This is a genomic window from Shewanella sp. VB17 (assembly GCF_013248905.1).
Classification (GTDB): Bacteria; Pseudomonadota; Gammaproteobacteria; order Enterobacterales; family Shewanellaceae; genus Shewanella.
Map to the genome: position 1 here is coordinate 109,715 of NZ_JABRVS010000001.1, position 25,818 is coordinate 135,532.

The following is a 25,818-nucleotide window of genomic DNA, read 5'->3' on the forward strand; positions in this document are numbered from 1 at the left end:
AAAATAAAAACAAACAAAAACAAAACAAAAAAACAACATTAGGTCAACTAAATAAATTGAATAAAAAAAACCAAAAAGTTAAAAATTTTTTATGAATTGAACATGACAAAAATATGAAAAAAAATGACATTAAAAACTAAATAACATTATTAAAATCATAAAATAAAAACACTTTCGTCATTTAATTTTTTTGATATGGCTTAAGAACTAAATCTAACTTACTTGTACCCAATTGATAGAGATAGTCGGCACTCGCAGTTGCTTTATATTGACTTCCAACCTGCAATTTTGTTGTTATTTTCATCGCTCCTTGACCAGCTTGAATAGGTGCCACTGCAAATGAGTAACGCACAGGCAATCGAGTATTTTTGTAAATTTGTTCCCCAACCAATAACAATTGACCTTCATATTGCATGTACAAAGTAACCGTTAACATTGAATTATATGCTGGCACGTAATCAGCAAAGGAAATCCATCCAGTCACATTAGCAGCCTGCATAAATTGATGATCTGTCTGGTTAACCTCTGTAATCGGTTGAACAATTCTAGTCACGCTTACGTCGACACACGATGCCAGCATAAAGATCGGTATCAACAACAATAAATAACGATAAAGCCCCGTAGCACCATAAAAAACAACATTCATAACATTAAACTTCTCATCCGTTTCATAATAAGTATTAGATAATAACATAATCACATCAACCACAGTTTCATCGTTGGGTATAGCGACCATCAGCTAAAAATTCACAGCGAATTACAACAATTATTAAGCAGACATATTGTTAGACTTAGTTAATTATTAGCCAGTAAACCTTCCTGTAGCAGGATTTATACATTGGACTTCACTATGGATGCATTGAAGATAATTAATGCTATTTTACGAAATTTTGGTAACAGTATAGGTCTTACAGATCTTATATTGAAAGATAACAAAGTCAGTCTTTCATTTGATGATGCCCTCATTGTCAATATGAAATATCAAGCAGAACAAGAACTGTTAACCTTTGAAGCACAAATTTCTGTCAGTGAGACACTAGATGACCCTCTTCTCAGGGCACTGTTAGCCTTTAACTATCACTGGGCAGAACATCAATTATTTTTTGGCTTAAATTTAGACACTCAACACCTGTGTCTTTATCAGCATGTCGATATATCGCAGATTGATTACGACCAATTTGAAATGGTATTGGCTGAGATAGTATCACAGGCAGAAAAATGGGCTGAATTGCTCAATTTAGAGGATGAAACAGCATTGCTGGAGCAACAGCCACATAGCACTAACATCAGTGGGATCAGGGTATAGGTATTATGGTTAATGGTATCAATAATAAACATGGTATTGCTCATCAAGCCCCCCCAATGCAAACAGAGCCCACCCAACTAGCTTCAACTAGGTTTACCCAAAGAAATATCAATGTAATACCCAATCACGAAGCCGATTTATCTAAAGCTCAATCAACGTTAGATTTACACTATTTACTTCACCAATCTTTTCCTAATCACTCTCCAAAGCATATTTCGGCCTTATTAACTCCCACTACGGATAATCAACCCGTTGAATCGTTGCGTCAAAAAACAATAAAAATTGTATAAAAAATGGTGAGCCAAAAGCTCACCATTTTCATTCAAGTTCAAATCAAATAATTAAGATAGTGTCGTTGCTGCTTTCCACGCTTGATTCTGACTATCAGCAATGGTGCGATACATCTCTCTCACTTCTTTTAAAAAGTTATCATTGTAACTGACACGATCATCTGCTTTCTGCTTCTCAGCTTGCTGCAATGTTCCTTCAGCCTCTTCTTCTTTCTGAGATGCTTGCGCTTCCGTTTGCACGACACTGCCAGCATTATTAGTCACTTGACCAACCCCTTGCAATACCGCATTACGTGCTTGCCCACGAGAATCTCGCGCCCTAAGTAACGTATCTAGTTCAGAGTTTTTCCGACTTAATTGACCAATCTCAGCATCGGTACCTCGCAAAGCTCGAGAAACGCTTTTACCTTCATCCTGCAAATCCGTTAAGGTATCTTTAAACTTCTGCTGGTTTGCCAACTTATTATTAACATTACCACTTTCATTGAGCTGGTTAATACTTTTCTTAGCCGATAACCCACCCATAACAGCGCTACTCATCGCCAATACTCCGCTCACAACAGCCATGGCAATCAACGCACCTTTTGCCGTTCTTAATTCAGCCGCTTGTGCTTTTATTGACGCCACAGAAGCCGATGCTGCAATATCACGCTGAGTAATATTCAATTCACGGTTATCTTTAGCCAGTTGAAATAATAAAACCATTAGTGCAAAGATATCAGATGAGTCACTTTTGCCTGATGGGCTGGCAGAGGATTTTCCACCAATACCTACCGAACTTAAAAACTCATTTAATTTCTTTTCTACAACATTAACTGCAGTACCGAGCCGGTTTGTTAACTCTTCAGAATTAATCGACTCTAATAATTGAGACAACTTTACTGTTTGAGTTGGATCTAAATTTGCCAATGGGGCTTCCAATACCACTCTGTTTCCTTGGCGAATACTCAACATTTCACCATTTTCAGCAACTTGAAATGGGGTGGTTTTTGGTGCCTTTGTTGACTCTACAGAAGTGATGTCATTACTCGAGACGCCTCTAAACTCACTTTGGGTTATTATATTCATAAACTGCTCCTATACAGCCGCTGGACGGCTTAAAATTTCTTTCATCGAATCGCCTTTTCCATTAAGGATCTGCATTATCATTTGCATTACCTCTTGGAATTCTTGGCTCATTCGGCTAATTTCCTCTTTAAGGCGTTCGATAATGGCCCGCATAGCCACAACTTCAGCACGGCTCTCTTGAGTTTCCGCCTGCTTTCCTGTCGCATGAGCTTGAAAAGCGGTACTCACTGTACTGGCCGTACCTTGTGCCACATTCGCGGTAGTATCAGTAACCGTCGAGACCACCCTCACCTTGGTGGCTGCATTACCAAATTTATTAACAGAGGTACCTAATTTAGCAAGGTCGTCAAGTTTATCAGCGACTTTTGTCATTCCAGACGCTAATTTAGCACTCACTTTCCCAGCCAGCTGAGCCCCTTTAACTGCGGCAGCGCCACCAAACGTCGCCACGGTACTCACCACAGCCGAAATAATCTCTAACGCCATCATTACTTTCTGTAATACTTCAACATTAACGCCGGCATCTTTTAGTGCACTTTGTACCGCAGGCTCTTGTAATATTTGTGAGGCTAGACCAAATACGCCCCCAGCAATCATTGCTGCACCAGCGATTGCACCAACGCCAGTAGCCACCATCATAACACCAATAACGATCGATAATGCTGCACTTAAATAACCAAATATTTTCCCAAAAACACCTGCTTTTTTAGCATCTTGCGCAGCTTCTTCTGACTCTTTAATCTTAGCTTGATTATCTTTCATCTGAGCTTCGTTTTCAGAACGAACTCGCTTAATCTCTTCACCTTTTAATTTATTCTGAGCTTTTTCAAGCTCTGTTGTTGTCTTAGCTAGCTCAATTTCAAAGCTATCAACAGAGGAAGCAGCCAAAGCAATAAAAGCACCACCAACACCATACTCAGCCCCTTTACCTAAATCTTTAGGTAATCCGGCGCCATTTTTAAAAGATGAGGTTAAAAACTGGATAAACATATCACCCGCTTTAGCCAATACATCCTGTGTCGTATTTTGATTGCCTTGCATGAGCAGACTAAGCGCTTTGAACGTTTCCTCTGCACTAGAAAGTGATGTTGTATTAACTAAAGGACTCGGTTTATCTAAGCTGGCTCTATGTTGATTGATACCAAGCACATTATCTTGCCCAGCATTTCGACTTACTGTGACACCTAGACTTTCTGGTAACTTATTATTGTTAATTGTTGGATCATTATCCGCTAACACAAAACTCTGCGCTAACGGACTGGGTAACGTGATCGAATTCATTATGTAACTCCTTGTTTAGTTATCTCCTCCAGCATTGCACTGGCTCGCAGCGCCAGCGCGGAGTAAGCTGGCTGTGTTTTTGCTAAATGATTGGCGGTATAAAACCCACTTTCAGCCGCTTCCATATTCCCAAGAGACAAATGACATTCTGCGGCATGGAATGGAGCTCTGGGTTCATTAACATCAATCAAGGTAACAAAACTATATGCATCAACAGCTTGTTCGTACTGTTGTAATTCCTGGCGACAAGCACCAAGCCCCATAAAAAAACGCACTTGATAATGATCGAGTGTACATAACAGCTGAAATATTTTATGAGCTTGATCATATTTAGCCGATTCAAAATAATTAAAGGCAACTGCATACATTTGTTCGATTGCATCATCAGGAACATTGCGTAACATCCCCATTGTGCCGCCATCTTCAATAAAAGAGAGCAGTTCATCTTCATAATTAATGTCTTCAGTTTGATTAAGGTCTGTCATCATGATTCCTAAATGGCACGCAAAATGTCCTGTAACACACTGTGATATTTTTGTACGAAGCGGTTAATGGCTTCGACAGTACTGTTATAAATAGAAGATATTTGACTCAGCTCGGTGGTTTTCAGGCTGACATCATCATTAATCAATTTAGATTTATCCGAAATTGCAGTGCCTAAACTAGCGAGCTTTTCATCCCATTCGTCTTTTAATTCGGTATAAGAGTACATATCTAAAGAATCTATTCCTTTCGCGTTCAAGAAATCCTTGGTACTAATATTGGAGCTTTTACCTGTGATCTCTTGCAGTTTTTTATACTCAGGGGAAGCATAAAAATCTGCGTTATTTTTATAACCAAAATCTGCGGCTGTGAGAGTTTCATTTGGATTATACGCTTCATTAGTCGAAATTTTTTGTTGGATCCCACTTTGAATTACGCCGTAAATTTTAAGTTCGTTGGATAAACCTTTAAGCTCTTCTTGAGCATTATCACGTTCAATTTGGTTAGCAAACAATCTATCTTGATATGCCACTAAAACAGGTGAATCGAGTCGATCAGAGAACACTGATAAAACAGCAAGATGTTTCACATCAGAAATATCGATTTTTTGCCCGACAGGCACAGCTTCGATGGTTTTTTGAAACAAAGTCTCTAAATCTTTATTGAATCGAATGAATAATGCACCATCAGTCTTTAACAAATCTTGAGGATTTTGACCAGTTGAAGCTAATTGATTCGCCACAATGCTCCAAAAACGTTCAAAGTCGCTGAGTTTTTGCTCAGGAGTAAGGTCGACTCCCTTTTTAGGTTCAAAAATATCATCATTTGCTGACCAGGCACCCGATGCTTTCAATTTATCCTCAATGATCTTAGCAAACGCTTTGAGATCCTCTAAATTTTGACCTTCTGACGTTTCTCTAACACGAGCAACGATGTCTGCGGGGCTATTACTTATGGAACTTATCGCCATACTTTATTCCTTAATTAAATCATCATGCCACGCATCATAGCTGGCCTACGTTTTTTACTGCCTTTTTCTGCCAAACTTGGATTTTCGGCCACTGCAGCCCGCCGTTGACGGTGTACTTCATGCATTAACTCTTTTTCTGCTTGTTGGGTCAACGCTGGCATCATCGCACTGTTATCAAAAATAGTACTGGCTGCGAGACGGCTCACTCCCATTCCCGCAAGCATTTCACTCACTAATTCAGTTCTTTGTCCGGCATTTTCTATCGCTTTATCAGCCTCTGCGATAGTGGCCAATAATCTTGCCTGTTCAGGATCTGACATTGTGTTCTCCATAATAAAATGTGATCTTGTTTAAGGTTGTAACTCAGAGGCGTAAAATTATCATTAAATCGTTTATTGGTGCTTTCTATCTACTCTGATCCGCTCTTTTACAGGACAACTCAATGAATATTCCTTAAATTCGCAAGTAATAACGAATATTGTCCGCTTTCTATATTGAATTCAGCGCCTGTGTGTTCATAATAACGAGCTAACCTCTTATTACTTAGACGGCTCCCTCGATAAACATCCACCTTTCCCTCAAGGCGGTATTCTTTGCCTAAGACTTGAATTGCAGCCTCGGCTAATATGTACAGGGGTTTAAAGGGGCTGCTAAGACCCAATTTAGCCTGTTGACGGCTGAATTTAACAATCAATATTCGCTTAAGGTCGGGTTCAACACGATACACTAATGATGCATTATCTAGTGTTATCATCATGCCTAACTCGATCTCAGTATTTTGCCAATAACAGGATTGCACACTGTAACCCTGCCTAATAAAATATCGATTTAAATTATCCTCACTCACATTCCTACCCTGCCCAGTGGCTGAATATTAATTTGTTGCGTCAGCTCCTGAAACGACAACACAGGTAAATCATAGTAATCGGCTTCAATGAGTTTACGAACATAACGGCGTATATCCATCGATACCACCATCACGGGTTTATTATTCATCTGGCTAAGTTCACCAACAGTTTGTTTAACTTGTGAAAGAAATTCCTGAGTAACTGAAGGGTCTAGAGCTAAGTAACTGCCAGCAGATGTTTGACGCACACCATTACGAATCGTCTCTTCTAATTGTTGTTCTAATAAATAAGCAGGGAGCACATTTTGTCCATTAGAATACTTATAACAGATATAACGCTTTAAGCTGGTCCGAATATATTCGGTAAGTTGAACAACATCTTTCTCTTTTTGCCCCCACTCAACCATAGCCTCAAGGATGGTACGCAGGTTTCTTATGGAGATATCTTCAGACACTAAACGTTGCATGATCTCGGTCATTTTCTGCAATGGCACCATGCGTTGAGCTTCTTTAACCAACTCCCCATAACTTGCATCCATCTCTTCAAGTAAATAACGTGTCTCTTGAATTCCAACAAAATCTTCAGCGTACTCTTTGAGCACATGAGAAAGATGATAAGTTAAAATTCTGTCAGCTGTAAGAAAACCTATCCGAGATTTATCTAATGTTTCTCTTTTGCTATCACTCACCCAGATAGTGTCGATATTTGGCAAGAAGTTTTCACCTCTGTCATAGCTAATGTTCAACAATTCAATTTGCTCACTGCCCTCAGTGACTAATAATTTCTCTTTCATAATTCGCCCTCTTGCCACAGGAACTTCTTGCAAGTGGATCACATATTGCTGATTATCCAAACTGGCATTAAAACGTAAATGAATACCCGGAAAAGGAACACCTAAATCCAAATACAATGCGCGTCGAACTCGGACTAACTCATCATTAAAAGAGATGGCCTCTAAGTGTGACTGCAAGCTAGCATCAATATCGATCATTAAAGGAACCGTTAAAGCAAACTCTTCTTTACTGCCTAATTTATTACCATTGTTTTGTATTGAACTATTTTTAGGTTTGGCTGCAGGCGCTCCAGCACCATTGGCTAAGAAAGATGGCAGATCATCATTCTTGCTCATTATCAACTTTTTAGCATTGAAGCTTATTAAGACACCTCCCCCCCCAACCACCAAGGCCAAAATGAGAAAAGTGCCCGTAGGAAAACCTGGAATAAAGGCAAATAAAATTAACAAGGCTCCGCCAATCATTAAAGCCCTAGGTTGAGCAGTCACTTGATCGCCAATCTCAGAGCCCATATCCGATGCATTTTCGTTGTTATCAACTCGCGTAACAATCATACCCGCCGTGATGGCAATCAGTAGCGCAGGGATTTGAGAAACTAATCCATCACCAATCGTTAGTACTGAAAAAAGTTGCAGCGCATCAGCTGCTGACATCCCTTTTTGTGTCACACCGATGGTCACACCACCCAATATATTAACAAATATAATCACCAAACCCGCAATGGCATCACCTTTGACGAACTTCATCGCGCCGTCCATCGAACCATACATCTGGCTTTCTTTTTCAATCACTGAACGGCGCTCTCTCGCTTCATGCACATCAATCACACCCGCACGCATATCACCATCAATACTCATTTGCTTACCCGGCATAGCATCCAGAGAAAAACGCGCACTGACCTCAGCAACACGTTCTGACCCCTTCGTTATCACTAGAAATTGCACTATGGTGATAATTAAAAAGATAACCAAACCAACAATAAGATTCCCCCCAACAACAAAGTTACCAAAGGTATAAACTATCTGCCCCGCATCCGCTTGCAACAAAATAAGTCGAGTTGTAGTGATTGATAATGAGAGTCTGAAAATAGTCGTAATGAGCAGTACAACAGGAAATGCAGAAAATTCAAGAGGAGACTTGATATAAATGGCTAACATCATTAACACAACGGCAATCGTGATATTAATACCAATTAATACATCCACCAAGGCCGTAGGAAGAGGCAAGATCATCATAAAAATGACCCCGAGCAATAACACCGCAAGCATAATATCTTTGCGCTGACTGACTAGATTTAATACATTGATTAATTTATTCATGAAGGCTACCGCTTAACTTTTGAGATTGACTTGTTTCATACATATCGATATACAAGTCATAGGCTTTTCTCGCTTCATCTCCCTTATTTAATCGCCAATAAGCACGACTTAAACAAAGCAATAATGCGGTTTTATCATTGCCTCTACTTTCAACAAGTAGGGTTTGACACCATTGAACTGATGACTCATATTCCTCAGCCTCAAGACATGCAAGTGCTAAAGTACGTTGAGCGGCTTTACACTCTGGTGCACACAACACAATGGCTTTAAGTAACACCACAGCTTTTTTCGGGTGTTTATATTGCATCTGTAAGCAAGCATGTAAATGTAATAATTCAATTTCACTTTGATTCAGCATCTTATCTTTACACTTTCAATAATAAATGAGACGCAAGAGTAAGATAATCTTGATCTATTTTCGTTTGCTTCATCGAAGTAGCGGCATCATGTAAATCCGCAGATTCAAGCTGACAAGCTAATCGTGCTAGTTTTTCAGCGGTATCTGTAAATACGGCTTGGTATTGTTTTGGCCTAAGTAAACTCATATCACTCACCTTAGGCTGAAGCAAAGATTTGAGCGTATGCTCCCCAGGTGAAAGTTCATACAATTTATCAAGGTGAGATGGGATGGCCTCACCATTTGGCGGTAACGAAAAGCGTGTTGGGAACGGGTGTTCTAACTCATCACTGGCATAAAAGCTAAGGTGCTCTATGCCGATATTTGCAGCTGTCACTTTACTCATGTTGCTTCTATCTCATCATGTAACCGACTCAACAAACCAAACGCCTGTTCTATCATTGGTAAAGTCACATCGCTAAATGGAATGCTCGCCGACAACACTAACGATTCTTGACCTAGCAGCCCACTCCTAATTAAAAAAGGCCAACCTTGCCCAATATGTGATAATCGTAATGCTTTGATATAACTAGCAGATCGCCGATGCCATTCCACGTCTCGCGTCAAAAACAAAACTAGCTGATCTTGTACGACTTCAATATTTAACACGCCTCTTTGTTCAAACGAAAGTTGAACAATAGCCGTAGCTGAAAAGTCAGATTCTACCCCCGCTATATGACAGAACTCATCAACAGCACTTTTAATCCAATCCATCAAGCATATCCTCTTCCTCTTCAATAGCACGATCTTGGGCATGTTGAGACGCATTAATCATATTTTGCCGCTGCTCTTCATCCGCAAATATTTCCGGAGGTATTAAACGTATCAGTTTTTTCACTTCACGAAAAAATGCAATCTTCTGTTCAATATCAACTACATTAGCTTTATCAGCTAGCCCCCAAATCTGATCAGCACCCACCCAACGTAGTTCCACTAATTGAATTAAATCCAACAAGAAGTCGGTTGTTTTATAAGCCATAAAGAGATTACCTACGCTATTATTGGAATCTTAACCCTATCAAACAAGGTCACAACTTGTTCGTGCATTCCGTTGATAATTCTTAATTTATTCATATCCCCCATAAGTTGTTGCAACTTGCTTGACTCAATAGACGATCCTTGAACTTGTAAATCAGCACTTAATCCCTTAAGTAAAAAACTAATGGCATTGGGCATATTTTTTGTACCAAAACGTGTGAATATATCATTGAATGCATCCGCTAAACCGTGGTAATCAAGCACTGCATCTCGATAGAAATTTCGTAGGCCTTGAATATCACCAATGTCTTTGTTTGAACTAAATTCAACGGCAGTTTCATATATAATCAAACCTGCCCTAACTTCAGCTCCTTGTTTTTCCGCCATCTGGGTCAAACTGGCGTCAATTAATCTCAGTAACGCCTCAGCTTCAGGTTTACCCGTTAATTGCTTTTTTGCCTCACTAAGAGCAACAAATTGATCACTGACATCGGCAGAATAGCTGTTAAGATAGGTAAGAAATTGTTGAGAAACACTGATATTCTGTTTAGTCAAATGACTAATAAAATCATTTAGCTTTTGTTGTTTTTCAAGCTCTGGAACTTTTTTCAGATACTCTTCAACTAACGCCTGTATTTCTGAAACAGCACCATTGACATCTTGAACTTTACGCTTGCTGATATTTAACCCTTCGGTCTCAGAGGCTTTAAACGTCAGTTCTTCAGCCGCATCAAGTAAAGCCTTCGCATCTGGCTGCAATTTAACAACATCACCACGATAGTTGCCGTTAATGACACTTTTTTCAGCTAGATTTGTTACCGCAGTTTGAGCGAATAAACTTCTCGCATTAACAACCGACTGCGGGCCGATATTATTGTCAGCCATAAGTGAGAATTCATAGAGTTATAGATGTTATCAGTGTAAGAAATGTCACTAAAAAACGATGCCAAAATCCGTCGTTTTTTTTTAGCTGCCTGACTTCTTATCACTATTTCCCGTAAAAATTAACCTACTGCAACAACCATACGAGAGTGACATTGGTTCGCGAATAATCATCCGTTTTAATAACAGCATTCTTCAGCTCTTTCACCAAGATCCTATTTAGACGTTTTTCTACAAACTTACTACCCAAATTTGATATATGTTTTTGGCGCGTCTGCCTATTATCACCTCATATGAATACCGACACTACTTCAGTAAAAGTTGATCTGAATTATATCCCTGACACCATTATGCAGGCCACGACTAGAGGCCGGCTAATTCAGATCCGCGGCAGAGTCACCCAAGTAACAGGCACCATCATTAAAGCTGTGGTGCCAGGTGTTAGAGTGGGCGAACTTTGTGAGCTAAAAAACCCTGACCATTCTCTCTCTTTACTTGCTGAAGTCGTTGGTTTTCAACAGCATCACGCCCTCTTGACTCCTTTAGGTGAAATGCAAGGCATTTCATCTAATACCGAGGTAAGTCCAACAGGAAAGACACACCAGGTACCAGTAGGTGAGCATCTACTAGGGCAAGTCCTTGATGGACTCGGCCGGCCTCTCTCGGGTAATCCACTCCAAGAATCAACGCAATTTTACCCAGTATATCAAGAAGCTCCACCGCCGATGAGTCGTAAAATAATCACCAAACCTATATCACTTGGGATAAGAGCAATAGATGGGTTATTAACCTGCGGCGAAGGACAACGATTGGGCATTTTTGCCGGAGCAGGCGGTGGTAAAAGCACATTGCTCGCTAAAATTATACGCTCTGCCGATGTTGATATCATTGTACTGGCATTAATCGGTGAGCGTGGTCGAGAAGTGAGAGAGTTTATCGAATCAGATCTTGGTGAAGAAGGGCTTAAACGTTCCGTCATCGTAGTGGCGACATCAGACCGTCCTGCTATGGAACGTGTAAAAGCCGCTTTTGTCGCCACATCAATTGCTGAATATTTCCGCGATCAAGGTAAAAGAGTCTTATTACTCATGGACTCAGTAACGCGCTTTGCCAGAGCCCAGCGCGAAATAGGCCTCGCATCTGGTGAGCCACCGACTAGGAGGGGCTATCCACCTTCTGTTTTCGCTGAGTTGCCAAAATTAATGGAACGTTCTGGCCAATCAGATAAAGGCTCTATTACGGCGTTATATACCGTACTGGTTGAAGGCGACGACATGACCGAACCTATTGCCGATGAGACACGATCCATTTTAGATGGTCATATTATACTCTCTCGCAAGTTGGCTGCTGCGAATCACTACCCTGCAATCGATATACTTCGTTCAGCAAGCAGAGTGATGAACAACATCGTTGAAAGTCAACAGAAGCTATCTGCCGGTACCTTGAGAGAGCTCATGGCTAAATATGAAGAAGTGGAGCTACTGCTTAAAATTGGAGAATATCAAGTAGGCTCAGATAAATTAGCCGATAAAGCGATTGCACAACAAGATGCTATTAATGCATTTCTTCGCCAAAGAACTGAGGAGCAAAGCACTCTTACAGATACCATCGAACAAATGGTTCAGTTGGCCACATAATGATCACGCAAATCTTACAAATAAAACAGCTTAAAGCCGAACGTGCCGAATACGCACTGCAGAAGCAGCAACACACTCTCACACAGGCTAACGCCCGTGTGAATCAAGCATGCCAAGCAGTCATAGATTACAAAAATTGGCGGCAAACAGAAGAACATCAACTTTTTGCTCAAGCCAAAGAGTCTTGCTTAAAACTAAAAGAACTCGATGAGTTACAACAGCATATTGCAATTTTACACGACAAAGAAGCACAACTGAAATTAGAATTAGCCGAAATAGAGCTTAATAGAGATCATCAACAAACAATATTAAAGCAATGCCAAAAAGACGTATTACTTGCCAATAAAGCCGTAGAAAAAATTCATATATTAAAACAGCAAGATGACATCGAACAACGATACCAAGCTCAACATCAAGAAGAAATTGAACAAGAAGATCGACTCACTATGTCTACAGGAGAATGCCCTTGTTAACCCCAAAAGAGCCCTTGAAGACTGAAAATCAGCACACAATTAATACGATTAGAGACATAAATGTGGCCAAAAAGAGTTCCATACATCGTTTTGAACACGCTATGAATACACCATTAAATAAAGCCAATATTAAAAAATCTGGTCAAAATGAACATATTTCACTACCAGAAACAGACAATCAAGATATTCACACGCAAAAAGAAGACACAAGCCATACTGCAGGAAGTATCATTTTGGCAAATATTCACACTCGCGATCTCATCAACACACAAGGACGCACTTTTGTCAGTCAATTAGTGGGGCGCATCCAAAATTCAGCGAACGTGTTAGCAGAACGCATACAGAATACAGCCCACCAGCTAGCAAAAAATGTACACTCTTTTGCCCCTAACCTGGTTAGTCATAACAAAATTCAATTGGTATTAGCTCAAGGTAAACTTAAAGGAACTGAGAGCACTATCACACTGCAAAATAATCAGCCGATAGCCACCTTGGCTCACAGCGGTCAACATACTGCACAGCTAAAAAAAATGCATCCTGAATTATTCGAAAAATTACCAAGAAGCCTCAAAACGACACCCAGCAATACAACTCATGCTCAAGCTAACAAGCCAGCTCTAAGTCACTTGATGGACACTGGGGATAAACCAGCGGAGCTTATCGTTAACAATAAACGATACAATAATATAGCCCAAGAAAATACTCATACACCAAATCAAGCTATAAATCAGCTCAGTAATACACCCGGTAATATTATTTTGACAAATATCAAAACAAATGAGCCCATCAACACACAGCTGCACAACCTAGTCAGCCAGTTGGTCGAGCGTGTACAAATTGTAGTCCCCAATCTTGCAAATCAAAACAGCGTCCAATTGGTATTAGATCAAGGTAAACTTAAAGGGACTGAGATCACTATCACACTGCAAAATAATCAGCTACTAGTCACCTTGGCTCACAGCGGTCAACATACTGAACTACTACAAAAAATGCATCCTGAATTACTCGAAAGATTACAAAGGATAAACACAGATCAACAAGTACGTATCGTGACAATGAGCCATGAACAACACAATCAGCATTCAGGTCGAGAACAAGGACATCAGCAAGAGTCCAACCAAAAATCTCGTATCCTTGATTATTGGTTAGAGGAACAAGAGAATGCTTAGCCTACCATTCCCGAAAATAGACAGCCAAACTGTCGCTCTCAATAATCTACTCCGCAGTCGAGCACAAAGTTTTCATATTGACGACCAACTATCACTGGCTGCAGAACTTGGAAAACGCCCTAGTATTAAAGGCTATGAACTTGAGTGTATTATCGGGTCGAAAAACGTTATCTTGTTAATTCAAGCAGAGCAAACCCAAGGATATCTTAATACATTACTCCAAGGCACTCCGTTTAATCTCTTACCTGAATTACTACAGTTAGAATTTATAGCAGCAGCGATAGCCCCTTATCAAACATTGTTAGCTGATACCTTCGGACAGCAAGCAGTCATCGCTTCAATAAGAACCATAGAAATAGCCGCCAGCGATGTCATGTCTGGATGCATTAACATTATAAATCAACAAATCGGTATCACATGTTGGATTAAAAATGATCCTAAATTCATTTTTGCGGCACTCCCTCCAGCACCGTCAACGATTGGCAATCATATTCCATTGCTATATTCATTGGCAATTGGCTATACCAGCTTAAGCTTAGATGAAACAAAATCACTGCAACCTGGTGATATCATATTCTTTGATATCAACCATTTAACTGACAGTCGTGCCGTTTTAATTATCGAAAACAAACCCATTTGGCATTGTAGCTTAATTGATAATCAAATCACCATCACAGCAGCAGAAATAGAGAACCCTATGCCTTCAGATAATACAGATATTCAATCCCTCCCCATTAATATTTCATTTGAAATTGGTGAGCAGACAGTCACAGTAGCGGAATTAAGTCAGTTACAAGAACAATTTGTTTTCGAACTATCAGGTCCGCTCGACCAACCCGTAAAACTAAAGGCAAATGGCAAAGTATTAGCCACAGGTGAACTCGTCAAGATTAATGAGCATCTGGGTGTCAGGGTTATCAATTTAATGAATAAAGAAATTAGCTAGTTATGTTTGAATTACCCGATACATTTAACCTCATTATCACGTTAGCTTTAATGGCTTTAGTCCCCTTTATTGCTGTGATGGCGACTTCATTTATAAAAATAGCGGTTGTCTTCTCGCTATTACGAAATGCATTAGGCGTACAACAAATCCCACCGAATATGGCAATGTACGGTTTTGCCATCATTTTGTCTATTTACATCATGGCCCCCGTGGGCTTTGAGACTTTCGATTACATCAAAGAGCACAAAGTCAGCATTGAAAATACTGATAGTTTGCAAAACTTTGCCGATGAAGGACTTAACCCTTATCGACATTTTTTGCAAAAACACATACGTGAAACTGAGCAAGATTTCTTTGTTGATACAACCAAAACGCTATGGCCTAAAAAATACTCAGACAGACTAGAACCAGACAGTTTATTTATTTTATTGCCTGCCTTCACCGTCAGCGAGCTAACTCGAGCCTTCGAGATCGGTTTCTTAATATACCTTCCTTTTATTGCTATCGATTTGATCATATCTAATATTTTGCTAGCAATGGGGATGATGATGGTTTCACCCATGACGATTTCTCTGCCTTTCAAGTTACTTTTATTTGTATTGCTAAATGGCTGGACTCAACTCACACATGGCTTAGTCATGAGTTATAGCTAGGAGCTAAAATGGAAGTTGCAGAAGTGATTCACTTTACCTCTCAGACATTAATACTTGTAATGATGCTGTCTATGCCACCAATATTAGCGGCTGCAATCGTTGGCACCTTAGTCTCGCTACTTCAAGCATTAACACAAATTCAGGAACAGACTTTAGGCTTTGTTGCTAAATTAATCGCTGTGATTATATCCCTGTTTGTCACCGCTTCTTGGCTAGGTTCGGAACTCTATAGCTTTACAGAAATTATCTTCAATAAAATACCTTTGATACCATGACAACAGAAGAATTACAGCATTTTTTTCTTGTCTATAGCATGACATTACCCCGACTATTTGGCTGTTTTATTATGCTCCCTATTTTAAGTAAACAGATGTTAGGGAGTAACTTGCTGCGTAATGGCATTATTTGTTCAATGGCACTCTTTCTTTACCCTGTAATCGCCACTCAAGCACAACCAGTAAGTATTGATGGTATAACGCTAGTGATGGTACTCGCCAAAGAGATTTTACTGGGATTATTAATCAGTTTCGTGGTTGCTATCCCTTTTTGGGCCATTGAAGCAACAGGATTCTTTATCGACAACCAGCGTGGGGCGACTCTTGCTAGCTCTTTCAACCCAGCATTGGGACAGCAATCCACTCCCACTGGTATATTGTTAACTCAAACGTTAATTACGCTTTTCTTTGTTAGCGGTAGTTTTCTGGCTTTTTTTGCAGCCATTTTCGACAGTTATAAACATTGGCCTGTCATGACTTTCTTTCCTGAAATCACTGAGCAATGGGTCGACTTTTTTTATGGCCAATTTGAACAAATGCTGAAACTATGCGTACTCATGGCGGCTCCAATTATCATTTCAATGTTTCTGGCCGAATTCGGCCTCGCCTTAATCAGTCGATTCGCGCCCCAACTTAACGTTTTCTCGCTGTCTATGCCGATTAAAAGTGGGATTTCTAGTTTTTTACTGATCTTTTACTTGCTGACCTTAATGGAATTTTTTAGTGATAAGTTAGTGCAACTGTCATTATTTCCAGAGCAATTAATCCTCATCATTGGAGGTGGTCAGTGAGTGGGGAAAAAACAGAACAACCCACCGCCAAAAAGATACGCGAGGCAAGGCAAAAGGGACAAGTAGCTAAAAGCAAAGAAATTGTATCAACTGCGATTATTTTAATTTTATTCGCCTTTTTACTCAGTATGAGTGATTATTATTTAGAGCACATGGGCAACATCATAATGTTACCTGCAGTTTATGGATATCAATCATTCGATAATGCATTAGCTGATATCACTGACGCCTTAATCACTGAAATTCTCTATATGGTGATCCCTATTGCACTATTGAGCGCTTGCGTAGCCATAGTGACTCACTTGACTCAATTTGGTCTGTTATTTAGTGCAGAACCCATCAAACCCGAATTTAAAAAAATTAATCCAGTAGAGGGTACAAAGCGCATATTTTCAATGAAAAGCATGATTGAATTTTTAAAATCAATTGTAAAAGTCGCATTATTATCATTGCTAATCTGGGTAGTGATAGAAGGGAATATTCAAGATATTTTACGTATGCCAATTTGTGGTTTAGCTTGCATCCCTTTAATATTAGGTACATTACTCAAGCAATTGATGTTAACAGCAGGTGTCGGGTTTATTATTATTTCCATTGGCGACTATGCCTTTGAACGGTATCAACATACCAAGCAACTAAAAATGAGTAAAGATGAAGTAAAACGCGAATATAAAGAAATGGAAGGCAGCCCAGAAATAAAAAGTCGCCGTCGGCAGCTTCATCAAGAAATGCAAACATCAAATAGCAGAGATAATGTAAAACGCTCCAGTGTGCTAGTTACCAACCCAACCCATATTGCCATTGGTATCTATTACAACAAAGGGGAAACTCCCTTACCTGTACTAACCCTTAAAGAAAAAGGTGATCAAGCCTTACAACTTATTGAATATGCAAAAGAGCTCGGCATACCTGTTATTCAAAAAGTGCCTCTGGCACGAGCACTTTATGCTGATGGCAATGTCGACCAATACATCCCATCTGAATTAATTCAACCTGTTGCTGAAGTTTTAAGGTGGTTACAAACTTTAGAGCATGAGCAATAATGATGACCTTAAGATTTAATCCAACCACAAGCTAACCATTGGTAAGTAAACTTTCATACACCTAACAAAATAACAGAAATAGCGTTTTCAAACACAAAAATGTAGGTGCGACACCTAGCTCACAAAAGGGCCTTCTCAAGAAGGCCTGCGTTTTTTTAATGACAGTAAAAAGCAACTCACCTCATTCAGACCCGGAAGTGTTTTGGATCAAAGTTAGAGATCACTGTATTTAAAGCCATTTTATGCACACTTTCTATTGCTACATCAATAACCTGACTTAAACTATCTAATTGCTGATAGGCATTATTTGAATCGCATTGCATTAATTTTTGTCGGCTCCAAACAACGGCATTGTTCGAGTGTTCATCAAACCCTACCACAGGTTTACATACCAGCTGACTAAACATATTAAGCTTAAGAAGTGCTGTTAAATTAAAATTATCAAGTAAACCTATATCGCTAAACATCAATAACTGACCTTGCGGATATTCGGTAATATGAACAACCTGCTCCCCAACTTGTAAACTAATCACTTTTTCTATCGATGGGGGAGTTAAAGATAAATCATTATAAAGAGATACGATAACTTGCTTATATTGTTCATTCATGATGAAAGTTTATTACCTAAAAAAAGAACACAGTAGACCTTATCTTAATCCCTACGACTATCATTATTCGTCCGTTTTTTGTTGTTTGCTTACATAAAGCAAACAAATATAAATAATTTATTACAAAAGTAAAAATAAACGACACATGCTGACATTTTCTATTTTTAGTTCCACTTACAATATACATAGCTTCAACGCATTCATACCTCTATTAGGAATTATCAGCAGTGGAACAATTATCAGCAGTAAACCCTGTTATATTAACAAGCTATAAAAAACTAGAAGAGATTCCAGCAGCAACAGCTGCTGGCAATCTAAACGGCAAGAGTGTCAGCTCTGTCCCAGTCGATGCCAATGCAACCAGACTCACAACACACGATGAAACTCAGCAAAAAGAAACACTTAAAGACAAATTACTTGCTGGTTTCACCACTATAGGTAATAAATTTGAAAATTGGTTTAATAACCTATTTTCAAGTTCAAATTCAGATAATAGCGGAAAGCCTCAAAGCGTCACTCCTCAAGCAGCATTATCGGCAGAACAACTTATGGGTAAAATGGCACTTGAACTGATTGCTGAAAAGGGGTTTTCTAAACTCAACATATTGGAGAACCTCTCAGCCGCAGAGTTAAAGGACAAGCACAATGAACTTGCCTCTGGTAATGGGGCACTAAGATCCACAGCCACCGACCTCAGATGTATTCAACAATTCGGTTCGGACGACGATAAAGCTGCAGTGAGTGAAATACTCAAAAAAAATGTTGCAGGTATTCCTTTCCAGCAATGGGCTACAACCGGCTCGACAGCCAGCACCTTTGTGGAAAAAACGTCAGCAGAAGATTTACAAAGCGCAGCTGAAGCACTCAATGAAATAGCCAAATCAATCGCCGAATTAGCTGAAGATTTTCGCAACTACCTCAATCCAAATGTTGATAGTGCAGCGCTAGGCCCTCAAACTGAAATCACTACGCAATACCTAAATGCCAGCCAAAGCGTGGCCAATAGATATGAGAAAGATCATGATTTGGGAGTTGGAGGCGGGCGTTCAGCGCAAGATTCTGGCCGCAGTAGTGCCCTAGATGCGATAAGCCTTTTGTCAATGAGTGTTGCGCCCAGTAAACAAGTGCACATTAGTAGTGATACCATTAACAACCTACAGGATGCCATTTCCTCTGATAATATTAATTTTTACCAAATAAAAGATAACGCGGTAAGCTTCGGTGATCTTCAGCTCCTCAGAGAATTAGCATTATCAACCAACCCTCAAAACAATGAACTCAATGGCGCAGGCAACCTAGGAGCAAGCATCAACGAACTTTCAAGTACGCGTCCTAACATAAGTAACATTCTAACCAGCGTTCGAACCTTCATCGAAGAGTCTAACCAGGCTTGGGCGACGCACAACGTCGGCAAACCAGAACAACTCATGGATGCTGTCGCCCGATCGGCATTTAATCAAGGTTTAATAACAACACAATTAGATCTAATGCCAAATAGTTATCTACAGCAGGCATACGAGCAACTAGATGGTGCATTTGGTGACAGAATACGAGGCGTAATTGATGTTGCCGTCGAAAAAGTCACCTTCAACGTAGAGGACCCAGTGATGATTTCGACAGCAGTCAAATACAGTACTGTTATTGAAGGTATGATCGATTGTTTAAATTTAAAACTTAACCCCGGTGTAGATAAACCAATCCCACCATCAAGTTATATCTCAAATACATCACAGCTAACACCATTGGAAAAAGCCGCTTTATCAAGAGTTGGGATAACTAAACAGATACTCGAAGAATAAATTCACATAAAAATAGCACGATTAAATACTTGCATCGAACTTAAACTCATCTGTTAAGTTCGATGCCTGATTCAATAACTGATTCAACACCCTCGAATCGGGGTAAATAAAAGCGCTAGCTCGGGTCTCTCAAACTTCTAACATCTAATCCCGTTGGCCCTTGAAATACCCTAAGTCCGAACTCTGGTAAAATAGCAAAGATATGATCAAAAATATCGCTCTGTATACCTTCGTAAAAACTCCAGCGAATATCAGTTGTAAAGACATATAACTCAATAGGTACGCCTTCCGCCGTTGGATCTAACTGACGTACCAGCAACGTCATGTCGTTATGGATTAAAGGGTGTTGTTTCACGTACTCTAATAAATAGGCTCTAAAAGTCCCTATATTTGTTAAATTACGACTATTCACTAGCATATCAGCATCGTTCACATTACCATTAAAGCCTGATATTTCATCTTTTTTAGTCGCAAAATACTCTTTAAGATAGTTAATTTTGCTTAAACGAATGAGCTCATCTTCTGCAAGAAAATGTATGCTATGAATATCAATAGCAACGGCACGTTTAATCCGTCTTCCTCCTGACTCAGACATACCTCGCCAGTTTTTAAACGCATCAGATACCAGCGCATAAGCAGGGATCATGGTGATAGTTTTATCCCAATTACGTACTTTAACTGTGGTGAGTGATACCTCAACAACGTCACCATTGGCACCATACTTATCCATTTGAATCCAATCGCCCATGCTCACCATACGGTTAGCCGCTAACTGAATACCTGCCACAAAACCTAAGATGGTATCTCTAAACACCAACATAACCAAACCAGTCGCAACACCTAAACCACTCAGAAAGTAAACTGGCGATTGGTTAGCCAGAACAGAAATGGAAATGATAATAGCCACGAAGAAAAGAAAGAGTTTAAATAACTGCACAAAACTCTTAATCGGCAACCGTCGACTCACCAAATTGACATCGGCAATCTCATTGGCCGCATCCAGTGAGCTATAGACTGCGCGCACGAGCATCACAACAATAGTGACATTCAACAGCCGATCAATCAGCGAGCTTATCAATTCATGCTCTTGCAATGCTAATGGAAGTAACAGATTAAGCACAAGTGCCGGCACAACATAAGAGAACTTCTCCAATACCTTATGCCGCATAAAAATGTCATCCCAATTGACCTTAGAACGATGAATGACAATATTCATCGCTTTAACAACGCCACTTCTGACAAATAAATAGGCCACCATTGCTAACACAAAACAAGCCATCACCAATATAGACGTTGAAACATCATCTGATGGTGTACTGTTTATTCCCAAATCTGATAACCACTGAGATATTCGCAATCTTAATTCTTGATCCACAATACAACTTCCTCTTACAACATTAGTATCAAAAAGATAACACAAAAAAATCAATAACATACAACAAAAACACTTTACATTCACAAGGCTTTATTTTAAAAGGAATTTAACCATTTTCAATTGACTGATGAATCGAGATTATCAACAATTTACTTTTAATACCGTTAAAAATAAGAAGATGTCGATGATGAAATACTTATTCATACTCATTGGGTTAGTGACCAGTTCACATGCCACTGCTAATCCAATCGATGCTGATACGACATTAGGTTTCAAACCTAAAACAAGTATCAGTGTAGATTATATACCCGCTGAAAATAATATGTATGGTATCACTATTGCTTCCTATCATCACGATAGAAACTACGCCAGTTGGGGTTTTTATCTCGGTTATGCTACCAGTCAAGAACAAGATCTTGATCTCATCGCGCCAGCCGAGGGCTATACCCAAGATAATATGTGGCGCTTTGGCCTTAGCTACAGCTTAAGTCAGCAATTCAGCTTCTATGGTGGGGCCGTAAGCTATACCCATGAAACAAATTTCACCACTGGAATGTCTAACAAAATGGCTGACGCTGTCCCCATCTGGGAAGAAGAGTCTAATACTGATTGGGGAGCAGAAATGGGTATTCGCTATATGATGGATATGGGACTCATGCTAGGTGCAGGCTATAATTCAGCTACAGAATCCGCTGTGTTGAGCATAGGTTATGCAATGTAATTTAATTTTCGATGAAAGTCCTTAACTTTACGTTTATGCTAGGGTCAACTTATATCATTGGGTGCAAACCTATGTACAACATACGCAAAGCCTTAGTCGTAATCACACTTGCAGTCTTGACGATTCCCGCCATGGCAGCTGAAATCACCACGATGATCTTAGACAATGGTGCAAAAGTCAGACTCAACGATGACTTCACTTGGGAGTATGTCATTTTAGAGACTAATACATTAGTTGCTCAAGCCGCTATTACCACCAGTACATCGCCCACCACCATCGCGGCAACACCAACCTTAAACGCCCATGCCATGTCGCAAGCAGCACTGCTTAAAAGTACCGCCAAAGGTGACGTAAAAGTTAGTTTTATTAACAGTCAGTGGGATGAAGATGGTCGCTTAGGCCTGAGCTTCGATCTGGTCAGTTCCAGCTCTGAGCATTATGTATTAATCGAGCTAGACATCAATCTTTTTGATGACACGGGTAAGCAATTGAAAACAGAAACCATCAAGGTTTGGAAAGCCATTTTCAGGATGCCTGATACCTATCTACGTAAAGGCCAGCAACGTGAAAGTAGAATATTTTGGATTGAAGGGATAGAGCCTACCCTATGGACTAAAAAATTGATGAGCCTAAAAATAGGAGAAATGGATTCAAGGATGTAATACCAATTGCATTAAATATATGAACAATTCAGAGATTTAAATTTCCACTGAAAGAACAATGGCTTAATGCATTTGGTATAAAATGTTAATCTCTTTTATTGAACTGCATCGCTACTCGCTTTATCTTTGCACCATTACACATCTTTGTGGGCCTGACGTTTTGACAGAGCCCACAAAGATGACTCTATATGAAATTAACAGCCAGCATCTCACAGACCCTTCTTAAATAAAGAGCACACATTATCCTTTTAAACTACTGCCAAACACCCCGTCCAGACTTGTACCCTATTATATTTTTTGCTGGGATCGCAGTAAGAAAATAGACTTCCTGACCCTTGCTCGTGATAGCAATGATACTCGCCGTAGCCAAATTTCCGGTATCCGTTATGATTTGAGCACCAAAATGACTAATGACTTCTAAAGTAGCAGGATTAGCCGTTACGATCCCAGTATTTGCATCATGAGCATACAAATTATCAAACTGGATCTTAAATATATTTCCGCTAGTGTATCCACCACACTCTTCTGTAAGATCGGTAGACACTTGAACACTTGTACGATCCTTGATCACTTTTACATATCTGGTTAAATCAAGTAATTTAGCTTTTTTACTTGTATTGACCTGCGCTTTAATTCGGTGTGCCTGGCAAGGTAAATCGACATCTGCGGTATTCGCATTGTTAAAACGATTGACTAAACTTATCGCTTGAGTCAGAGTCAGAGGCACCCAAGCTTTAAACCCACCTGCACGTACTAATTCAGCTTTAGTTCTCGTATCTCCCCTATAAAAATTGTAAGGCATAAATATTTCCTCTTAATCAAATAATTTAGAATATAGAGCGTTTCATTTTTTAAAAAATAACAATTGTATACATTTAAAATACATAAGCTCGATTGTAACTCTCGAAATATGCAACGCTAATTATTGAATTGATAATGATGTTAACTATTATCGATATTTACTTTCCGTAAATGGCCAAAAGTAGATTTAGCTTATTGAATTTAAAGTATTTTTTATTTTAAATCAATAGTGAGTTATGTAATATATCATCTGTAATTGGAGGGGAGAATTCACACAGAAATCGAGATTGAACGATGTTGATAACCTAAGCAAAAGACTATGTACCTTCAAAAAAGCAAGCCTCTTGCCAAATAGTCGGTGCACATAATGTCGTTGATTCATAATAAGCACATATTATTCGAGATGATAAGCGCGGAGCAATCTCAGCGAACAAAAGATATGCCTGTCCCAACTTTACCTCTACATAAACCCGTTAGAGACAAGGGTTAACAACCCCACTGGCTGTTCAAATACTTTTAGGTGTGTTGGTATGGAATTCATCAGGGACACATCTCTCACCAGAACATGTTAAGTCCGCCTCCTGAATAAAAGATAGGTCAGCACTATCGCTTAAAGCGAAAAGAGTCAGTTAATAAACACGTGACGAGAGGCAATAGTTAGCAGAGAAACCAAGGTAACAAATACCTTGGCTAGATGAGTACTACCTTGACTAACCGGGAACGTCCATAGATGTCCCGACTTTCATCGTATATTTTTCTGTTATCTATAAAACAGCAGACAATATAACGCTTGTAAAACTAAACGTTTATTCATTTATTGCTTGGCTAATCGGAAGAGACAAATCAGCAAAAACGCGTTGAATAGAATCAGGTTTAAGTTTATTAGCGGCAGCATAAACAGAAATAGGATAATTTCCAAAAACTTCGCTAGCACCAGAAATCAACAAAAACTCATCCTCTAACGATACCGTCAGACCCTTAATATCCGTTCTAACTGAAAGTTCATGCTCTTGAGTAAGGTTTGTGAATAAATTACCAATAAACAAACGTTCGTTAACCACTTCCCCTTGAATCGTACTCATGTGAGATAAATCTTCATTGTAACTATCAAGAAAAAACTTACTAACAGCAGGTTTCATCATTATATTATCGTCATCAACATCCACGTCAAAATAAATAGGATATGACATTGCACCATGTTCATCAATAGCATAAAAGCGATAACTAAAATCACCTTCTTTATCTATACTTCCCGAAATAATGCCTTGTTCATTTATGCTCAAACCTGCAAGTTTGTCAGTTGCGAATAACAAGTTTTCTGGTGCCCCTTCAAGGGCATAAGTCAGGGGTTCGCCATCTTTATCTTCAAAATAATCCGCTACATAAATGGGTTGGATCACCTCTCCACCCACTATAAATTGAGACATTAGGTCATTATGTGCATTTACTAAGATCATACTTGGTCGATTATTTTTACTCACTTGAGGGATGCCCTCTGCTGAGAAATCGATTGCAGGGGAAAAGTGCTCAAGGTCGTCTAACTGATCCTGTATTAACAGCATTAAGCTCTGCATAAATTTAACTTTATCTTCTATGCTAACGTCCTGTCCCGCGGTGTCCAAATCGACTAAAGACTCACCAACTGCATTTAGCACTTTATTAATCTCTTCATTGGCAGCGAGATAGTCACCAAAAACATCTTTTTCAGATATGTTTAATCCTAGCCCAGCAAGCAAGTCTATCACTGCTTGCTCCGCTTCTTGTTGAGAAACATTACCGTCAGCAGATAAACTCTCCATCACCATATTCGTCATCGGATTAACAACATCATAACCAGCAGGAGCTTTAAGAATAAAATCTTTCGTTATATCCCCCCGAGTAGCATCAATGGTTTCACCTTTCTTAGCCATTACACAAACGGGTTTTTGCTTGTGTTCATTAGCAATACTGATTTTACCTTGCTGATCCGTTTTACCTATCAATGTCTTACATTGCTCACCAACATAAACGGTGGCATTTTCCAAATAACCATCAATTGCCGTCACTTGGTAAGCACTAGGAGTTATCGCACCACTACCTGTATTTTTTTTTGTTCCACTATCATCTCCATCACTTCCACCACAACCAGTAAGAATGAGAGCAATTGAAGCCGCAAGCAAAGATATCCTTTTCATTATTATTCCCTGTATAAAATGCACTTAAAAAAGAAACACTATAACACTACTTAAGCCCAACAAAAACAAACATCA

30 protein-coding genes are annotated in these 25,818 nt (G+C 39.4%); 13 read left to right on the plus strand and 17 right to left on the minus strand.

Annotated features, from left to right (window positions below; translation table 11 throughout):
• Window positions 1-181 precede the first annotated feature (181 nt).
• Window positions 182-709 (minus strand): YscW family type III secretion system pilotin, encoded by a 528-nt coding sequence (locus HQQ94_RS00430; RefSeq protein WP_173292591.1) that lies wholly within the window; start codon window positions 707-709, stop codon window positions 182-184.
• 141 nt (window positions 710-850) lie between these two features.
• Between HQQ94_RS00430 and HQQ94_RS00435 the strand changes: the two genes are divergently transcribed.
• A complete protein-coding gene (locus HQQ94_RS00435; RefSeq protein ID WP_173292592.1) occupies window positions 851-1,306 on the plus strand; it encodes a CesT family type III secretion system chaperone in 456 nt (151 codons plus the stop codon).
• Between the two features lie 5 nt (window positions 1,307-1,311).
• Window positions 1,312-1,596, plus strand: coding sequence for a hypothetical protein (locus HQQ94_RS00440; protein ID WP_173292593.1), 285 nt, complete (start codon window positions 1,312-1,314; stop codon window positions 1,594-1,596).
• A gap of 51 nt (window positions 1,597-1,647) precedes the next feature.
• On the opposite strand, the gene sctB is transcribed toward HQQ94_RS00440, so the two are convergent.
• The 12 genes from sctB to sctW all read right to left on the minus strand — a co-directional run bounded on the left by sctB (window position 1,648) and on the right by sctW (window position 10,619).
• Window positions 1,648-2,664 (minus strand): type III secretion system translocon subunit SctB, encoded by a 1,017-nt coding sequence (sctB, locus tag HQQ94_RS00445; protein WP_173292594.1) that lies wholly within the window; start codon window positions 2,662-2,664, stop codon window positions 1,648-1,650.
• A gap of 9 nt (window positions 2,665-2,673) precedes the next feature.
• The gene (gene sctE / locus HQQ94_RS00450; protein ID WP_173292595.1) at window positions 2,674-3,945 is read right to left on the minus strand and encodes a type III secretion system translocon subunit SctE; all 1,272 of its coding nucleotides are present in this window, start codon (window positions 3,943-3,945) and stop codon (window positions 2,674-2,676) included.
• Window positions 3,945-4,430 carry a SycD/LcrH family type III secretion system chaperone gene (locus tag HQQ94_RS00455; protein ID WP_217273963.1) on the minus strand — a complete coding sequence of 162 codons (486 nt, stop codon included), beginning with the start codon at window positions 4,428-4,430 and terminating at the stop codon, window positions 3,945-3,947. The genes sctE and HQQ94_RS00455 overlap by 1 nt, the downstream gene beginning before the upstream one ends.
• 8 nt (window positions 4,431-4,438) lie before the next feature.
• Window positions 4,439-5,398 carry a virulence-associated V antigen gene (locus HQQ94_RS00460; RefSeq protein ID WP_173292597.1) on the minus strand — a complete coding sequence of 320 codons (960 nt, stop codon included), beginning with the start codon at window positions 5,396-5,398 and terminating at the stop codon, window positions 4,439-4,441.
• Between the two features lie 14 nt (window positions 5,399-5,412).
• Window positions 5,413-5,718 carry a type III secretion protein gene (locus HQQ94_RS00465; RefSeq protein ID WP_173292598.1) on the minus strand — a complete coding sequence of 102 codons (306 nt, stop codon included), beginning with the start codon at window positions 5,716-5,718 and terminating at the stop codon, window positions 5,413-5,415.
• A 119-nt stretch (window positions 5,719-5,837) separates the two neighbouring features.
• A complete protein-coding gene (locus HQQ94_RS00470) occupies window positions 5,838-6,245 on the minus strand; it encodes a type III secretion system regulator LcrR (RefSeq protein WP_173292599.1) in 408 nt (135 codons plus the stop codon).
• A complete protein-coding gene (gene sctV / locus HQQ94_RS00475) occupies window positions 6,242-8,359 on the minus strand; it encodes a type III secretion system export apparatus subunit SctV (protein ID WP_173292600.1) in 2,118 nt (705 codons plus the stop codon). Before sctV ends, HQQ94_RS00470 begins: the two co-directional genes overlap by 4 nt.
• Window positions 8,352-8,717, minus strand: coding sequence for a translocation protein Y (locus HQQ94_RS00480; protein ID WP_173292601.1), 366 nt, complete (start codon window positions 8,715-8,717; stop codon window positions 8,352-8,354). The genes sctV and HQQ94_RS00480 overlap by 8 nt, the downstream gene beginning before the upstream one ends.
• 7 nt (window positions 8,718-8,724) lie before the next feature.
• Window positions 8,725-9,102 (minus strand): YscX family type III secretion protein, encoded by a 378-nt coding sequence (locus HQQ94_RS00485; RefSeq protein ID WP_173292602.1) that lies wholly within the window; start codon window positions 9,100-9,102, stop codon window positions 8,725-8,727.
• Window positions 9,099-9,470 (minus strand): type III secretion chaperone SycN, encoded by a 372-nt coding sequence (gene sycN, locus HQQ94_RS00490; RefSeq protein WP_173292603.1) that lies wholly within the window; start codon window positions 9,468-9,470, stop codon window positions 9,099-9,101. The genes HQQ94_RS00485 and sycN overlap by 4 nt, the downstream gene beginning before the upstream one ends.
• Complete coding sequence (locus HQQ94_RS00495; RefSeq protein WP_173292604.1) at window positions 9,457-9,735, minus strand: TyeA family type III secretion system gatekeeper subunit; 279 nt, start codon at window positions 9,733-9,735, stop codon at window positions 9,457-9,459. The genes sycN and HQQ94_RS00495 overlap by 14 nt, the downstream gene beginning before the upstream one ends.
• An 11-nt stretch (window positions 9,736-9,746) precedes the next feature.
• Window positions 9,747-10,619, minus strand: a complete 873-nt coding sequence (gene sctW / locus HQQ94_RS00500; protein WP_173292605.1) for a type III secretion system gatekeeper subunit SctW — start codon at window positions 10,617-10,619, stop codon at window positions 9,747-9,749.
• A 290-nt stretch (window positions 10,620-10,909) separates the two neighbouring features.
• Here sctW and sctN point away from each other — a divergent pair, with 290 nt between their 5' ends.
• The 8 genes from sctN (at window position 10,910) to sctU (ending at window position 17,603) form a co-directional block, all read left to right on the plus strand.
• Window positions 10,910-12,253, plus strand: a complete 1,344-nt coding sequence (sctN, locus tag HQQ94_RS00505) for a type III secretion system ATPase SctN (protein WP_173292606.1) — start codon at window positions 10,910-10,912, stop codon at window positions 12,251-12,253.
• Complete coding sequence (locus HQQ94_RS00510) at window positions 12,253-12,726, plus strand: YscO family type III secretion system apparatus protein (RefSeq protein ID WP_173292607.1); 474 nt, start codon at window positions 12,253-12,255, stop codon at window positions 12,724-12,726. Before sctN ends, HQQ94_RS00510 begins: the two co-directional genes overlap by 1 nt.
• A gap of 101 nt (window positions 12,727-12,827) precedes the next feature.
• Window positions 12,828-13,895, plus strand: coding sequence for a hypothetical protein (locus tag HQQ94_RS00515; RefSeq protein WP_173292608.1), 1,068 nt, complete (start codon window positions 12,828-12,830; stop codon window positions 13,893-13,895).
• Complete coding sequence (gene sctQ, locus HQQ94_RS00520) at window positions 13,888-14,841, plus strand: type III secretion system cytoplasmic ring protein SctQ (protein ID WP_173292609.1); 954 nt, start codon at window positions 13,888-13,890, stop codon at window positions 14,839-14,841. Before HQQ94_RS00515 ends, sctQ begins: the two co-directional genes overlap by 8 nt.
• 2 nt (window positions 14,842-14,843) lie before the next feature.
• The gene (gene sctR, locus HQQ94_RS00525; protein WP_173292610.1) at window positions 14,844-15,494 is read left to right on the plus strand and encodes a type III secretion system export apparatus subunit SctR; all 651 of its coding nucleotides are present in this window, start codon (window positions 14,844-14,846) and stop codon (window positions 15,492-15,494) included.
• Between the two features lie 8 nt (window positions 15,495-15,502).
• Complete coding sequence (gene sctS, locus HQQ94_RS00530) at window positions 15,503-15,769, plus strand: type III secretion system export apparatus subunit SctS (RefSeq protein ID WP_173292611.1); 267 nt, start codon at window positions 15,503-15,505, stop codon at window positions 15,767-15,769.
• Window positions 15,766-16,560 carry a type III secretion system export apparatus subunit SctT gene (gene sctT, locus HQQ94_RS00535; RefSeq protein WP_173292612.1) on the plus strand — a complete coding sequence of 265 codons (795 nt, stop codon included), beginning with the start codon at window positions 15,766-15,768 and terminating at the stop codon, window positions 16,558-16,560. Before sctS ends, sctT begins: the two co-directional genes overlap by 4 nt.
• Window positions 16,557-17,603, plus strand: coding sequence for a type III secretion system export apparatus subunit SctU (sctU, locus tag HQQ94_RS00540; protein WP_173292613.1), 1,047 nt, complete (start codon window positions 16,557-16,559; stop codon window positions 17,601-17,603). Before sctT ends, sctU begins: the two co-directional genes overlap by 4 nt.
• A gap of 185 nt (window positions 17,604-17,788) precedes the next feature.
• On the opposite strand, the gene HQQ94_RS00545 is transcribed toward sctU, so the two are convergent.
• Window positions 17,789-18,211 carry a CesT family type III secretion system chaperone gene (locus HQQ94_RS00545; protein ID WP_173292614.1) on the minus strand — a complete coding sequence of 141 codons (423 nt, stop codon included), beginning with the start codon at window positions 18,209-18,211 and terminating at the stop codon, window positions 17,789-17,791.
• Window positions 18,212-18,438: 227 nt separating this feature from the next.
• On the opposite strand from HQQ94_RS00545, the gene HQQ94_RS00550 reads away from it, so the two are divergent.
• Window positions 18,439-20,010: a hypothetical protein gene (locus HQQ94_RS00550; protein WP_173292615.1), complete on the plus strand. Its 1,572-nt coding sequence runs from the start codon at window positions 18,439-18,441 to the stop codon at window positions 20,008-20,010.
• A 115-nt stretch (window positions 20,011-20,125) separates the two neighbouring features.
• Here HQQ94_RS00550 and HQQ94_RS00555 read toward each other — a convergent pair whose 3' ends face one another.
• Entirely contained in the window at window positions 20,126-21,385 is a 1,260-nt protein-coding gene (locus HQQ94_RS00555; RefSeq protein WP_173292616.1) for a mechanosensitive ion channel family protein, read from the minus strand.
• Window positions 21,386-21,569: 184 nt separating this feature from the next.
• On the opposite strand from HQQ94_RS00555, the gene HQQ94_RS00560 reads away from it, so the two are divergent.
• Both HQQ94_RS00560 and HQQ94_RS00565 read left to right on the plus strand, forming a co-directional pair.
• Window positions 21,570-22,106, plus strand: coding sequence for a TonB-dependent receptor (locus HQQ94_RS00560; RefSeq protein WP_173292617.1), 537 nt, complete (start codon window positions 21,570-21,572; stop codon window positions 22,104-22,106).
• Between the two features lie 71 nt (window positions 22,107-22,177).
• Complete coding sequence (locus HQQ94_RS00565; RefSeq protein WP_173292618.1) at window positions 22,178-22,768, plus strand: DUF3157 family protein; 591 nt, start codon at window positions 22,178-22,180, stop codon at window positions 22,766-22,768.
• Window positions 22,769-23,021: 253 nt separating this feature from the next.
• Here HQQ94_RS00565 and HQQ94_RS00570 read toward each other — a convergent pair whose 3' ends face one another.
• Entirely contained in the window at window positions 23,022-23,570 is a 549-nt protein-coding gene (locus tag HQQ94_RS00570) for a hypothetical protein (RefSeq protein WP_173292619.1), read from the minus strand.
• Between the two features lie 805 nt (window positions 23,571-24,375).
• Window positions 24,376-25,743, minus strand: coding sequence for a hypothetical protein (locus tag HQQ94_RS00575; RefSeq protein WP_173292620.1), 1,368 nt, complete (start codon window positions 25,741-25,743; stop codon window positions 24,376-24,378).
• Between the last annotated feature and the right edge of the window lie 75 nt (window positions 25,744-25,818).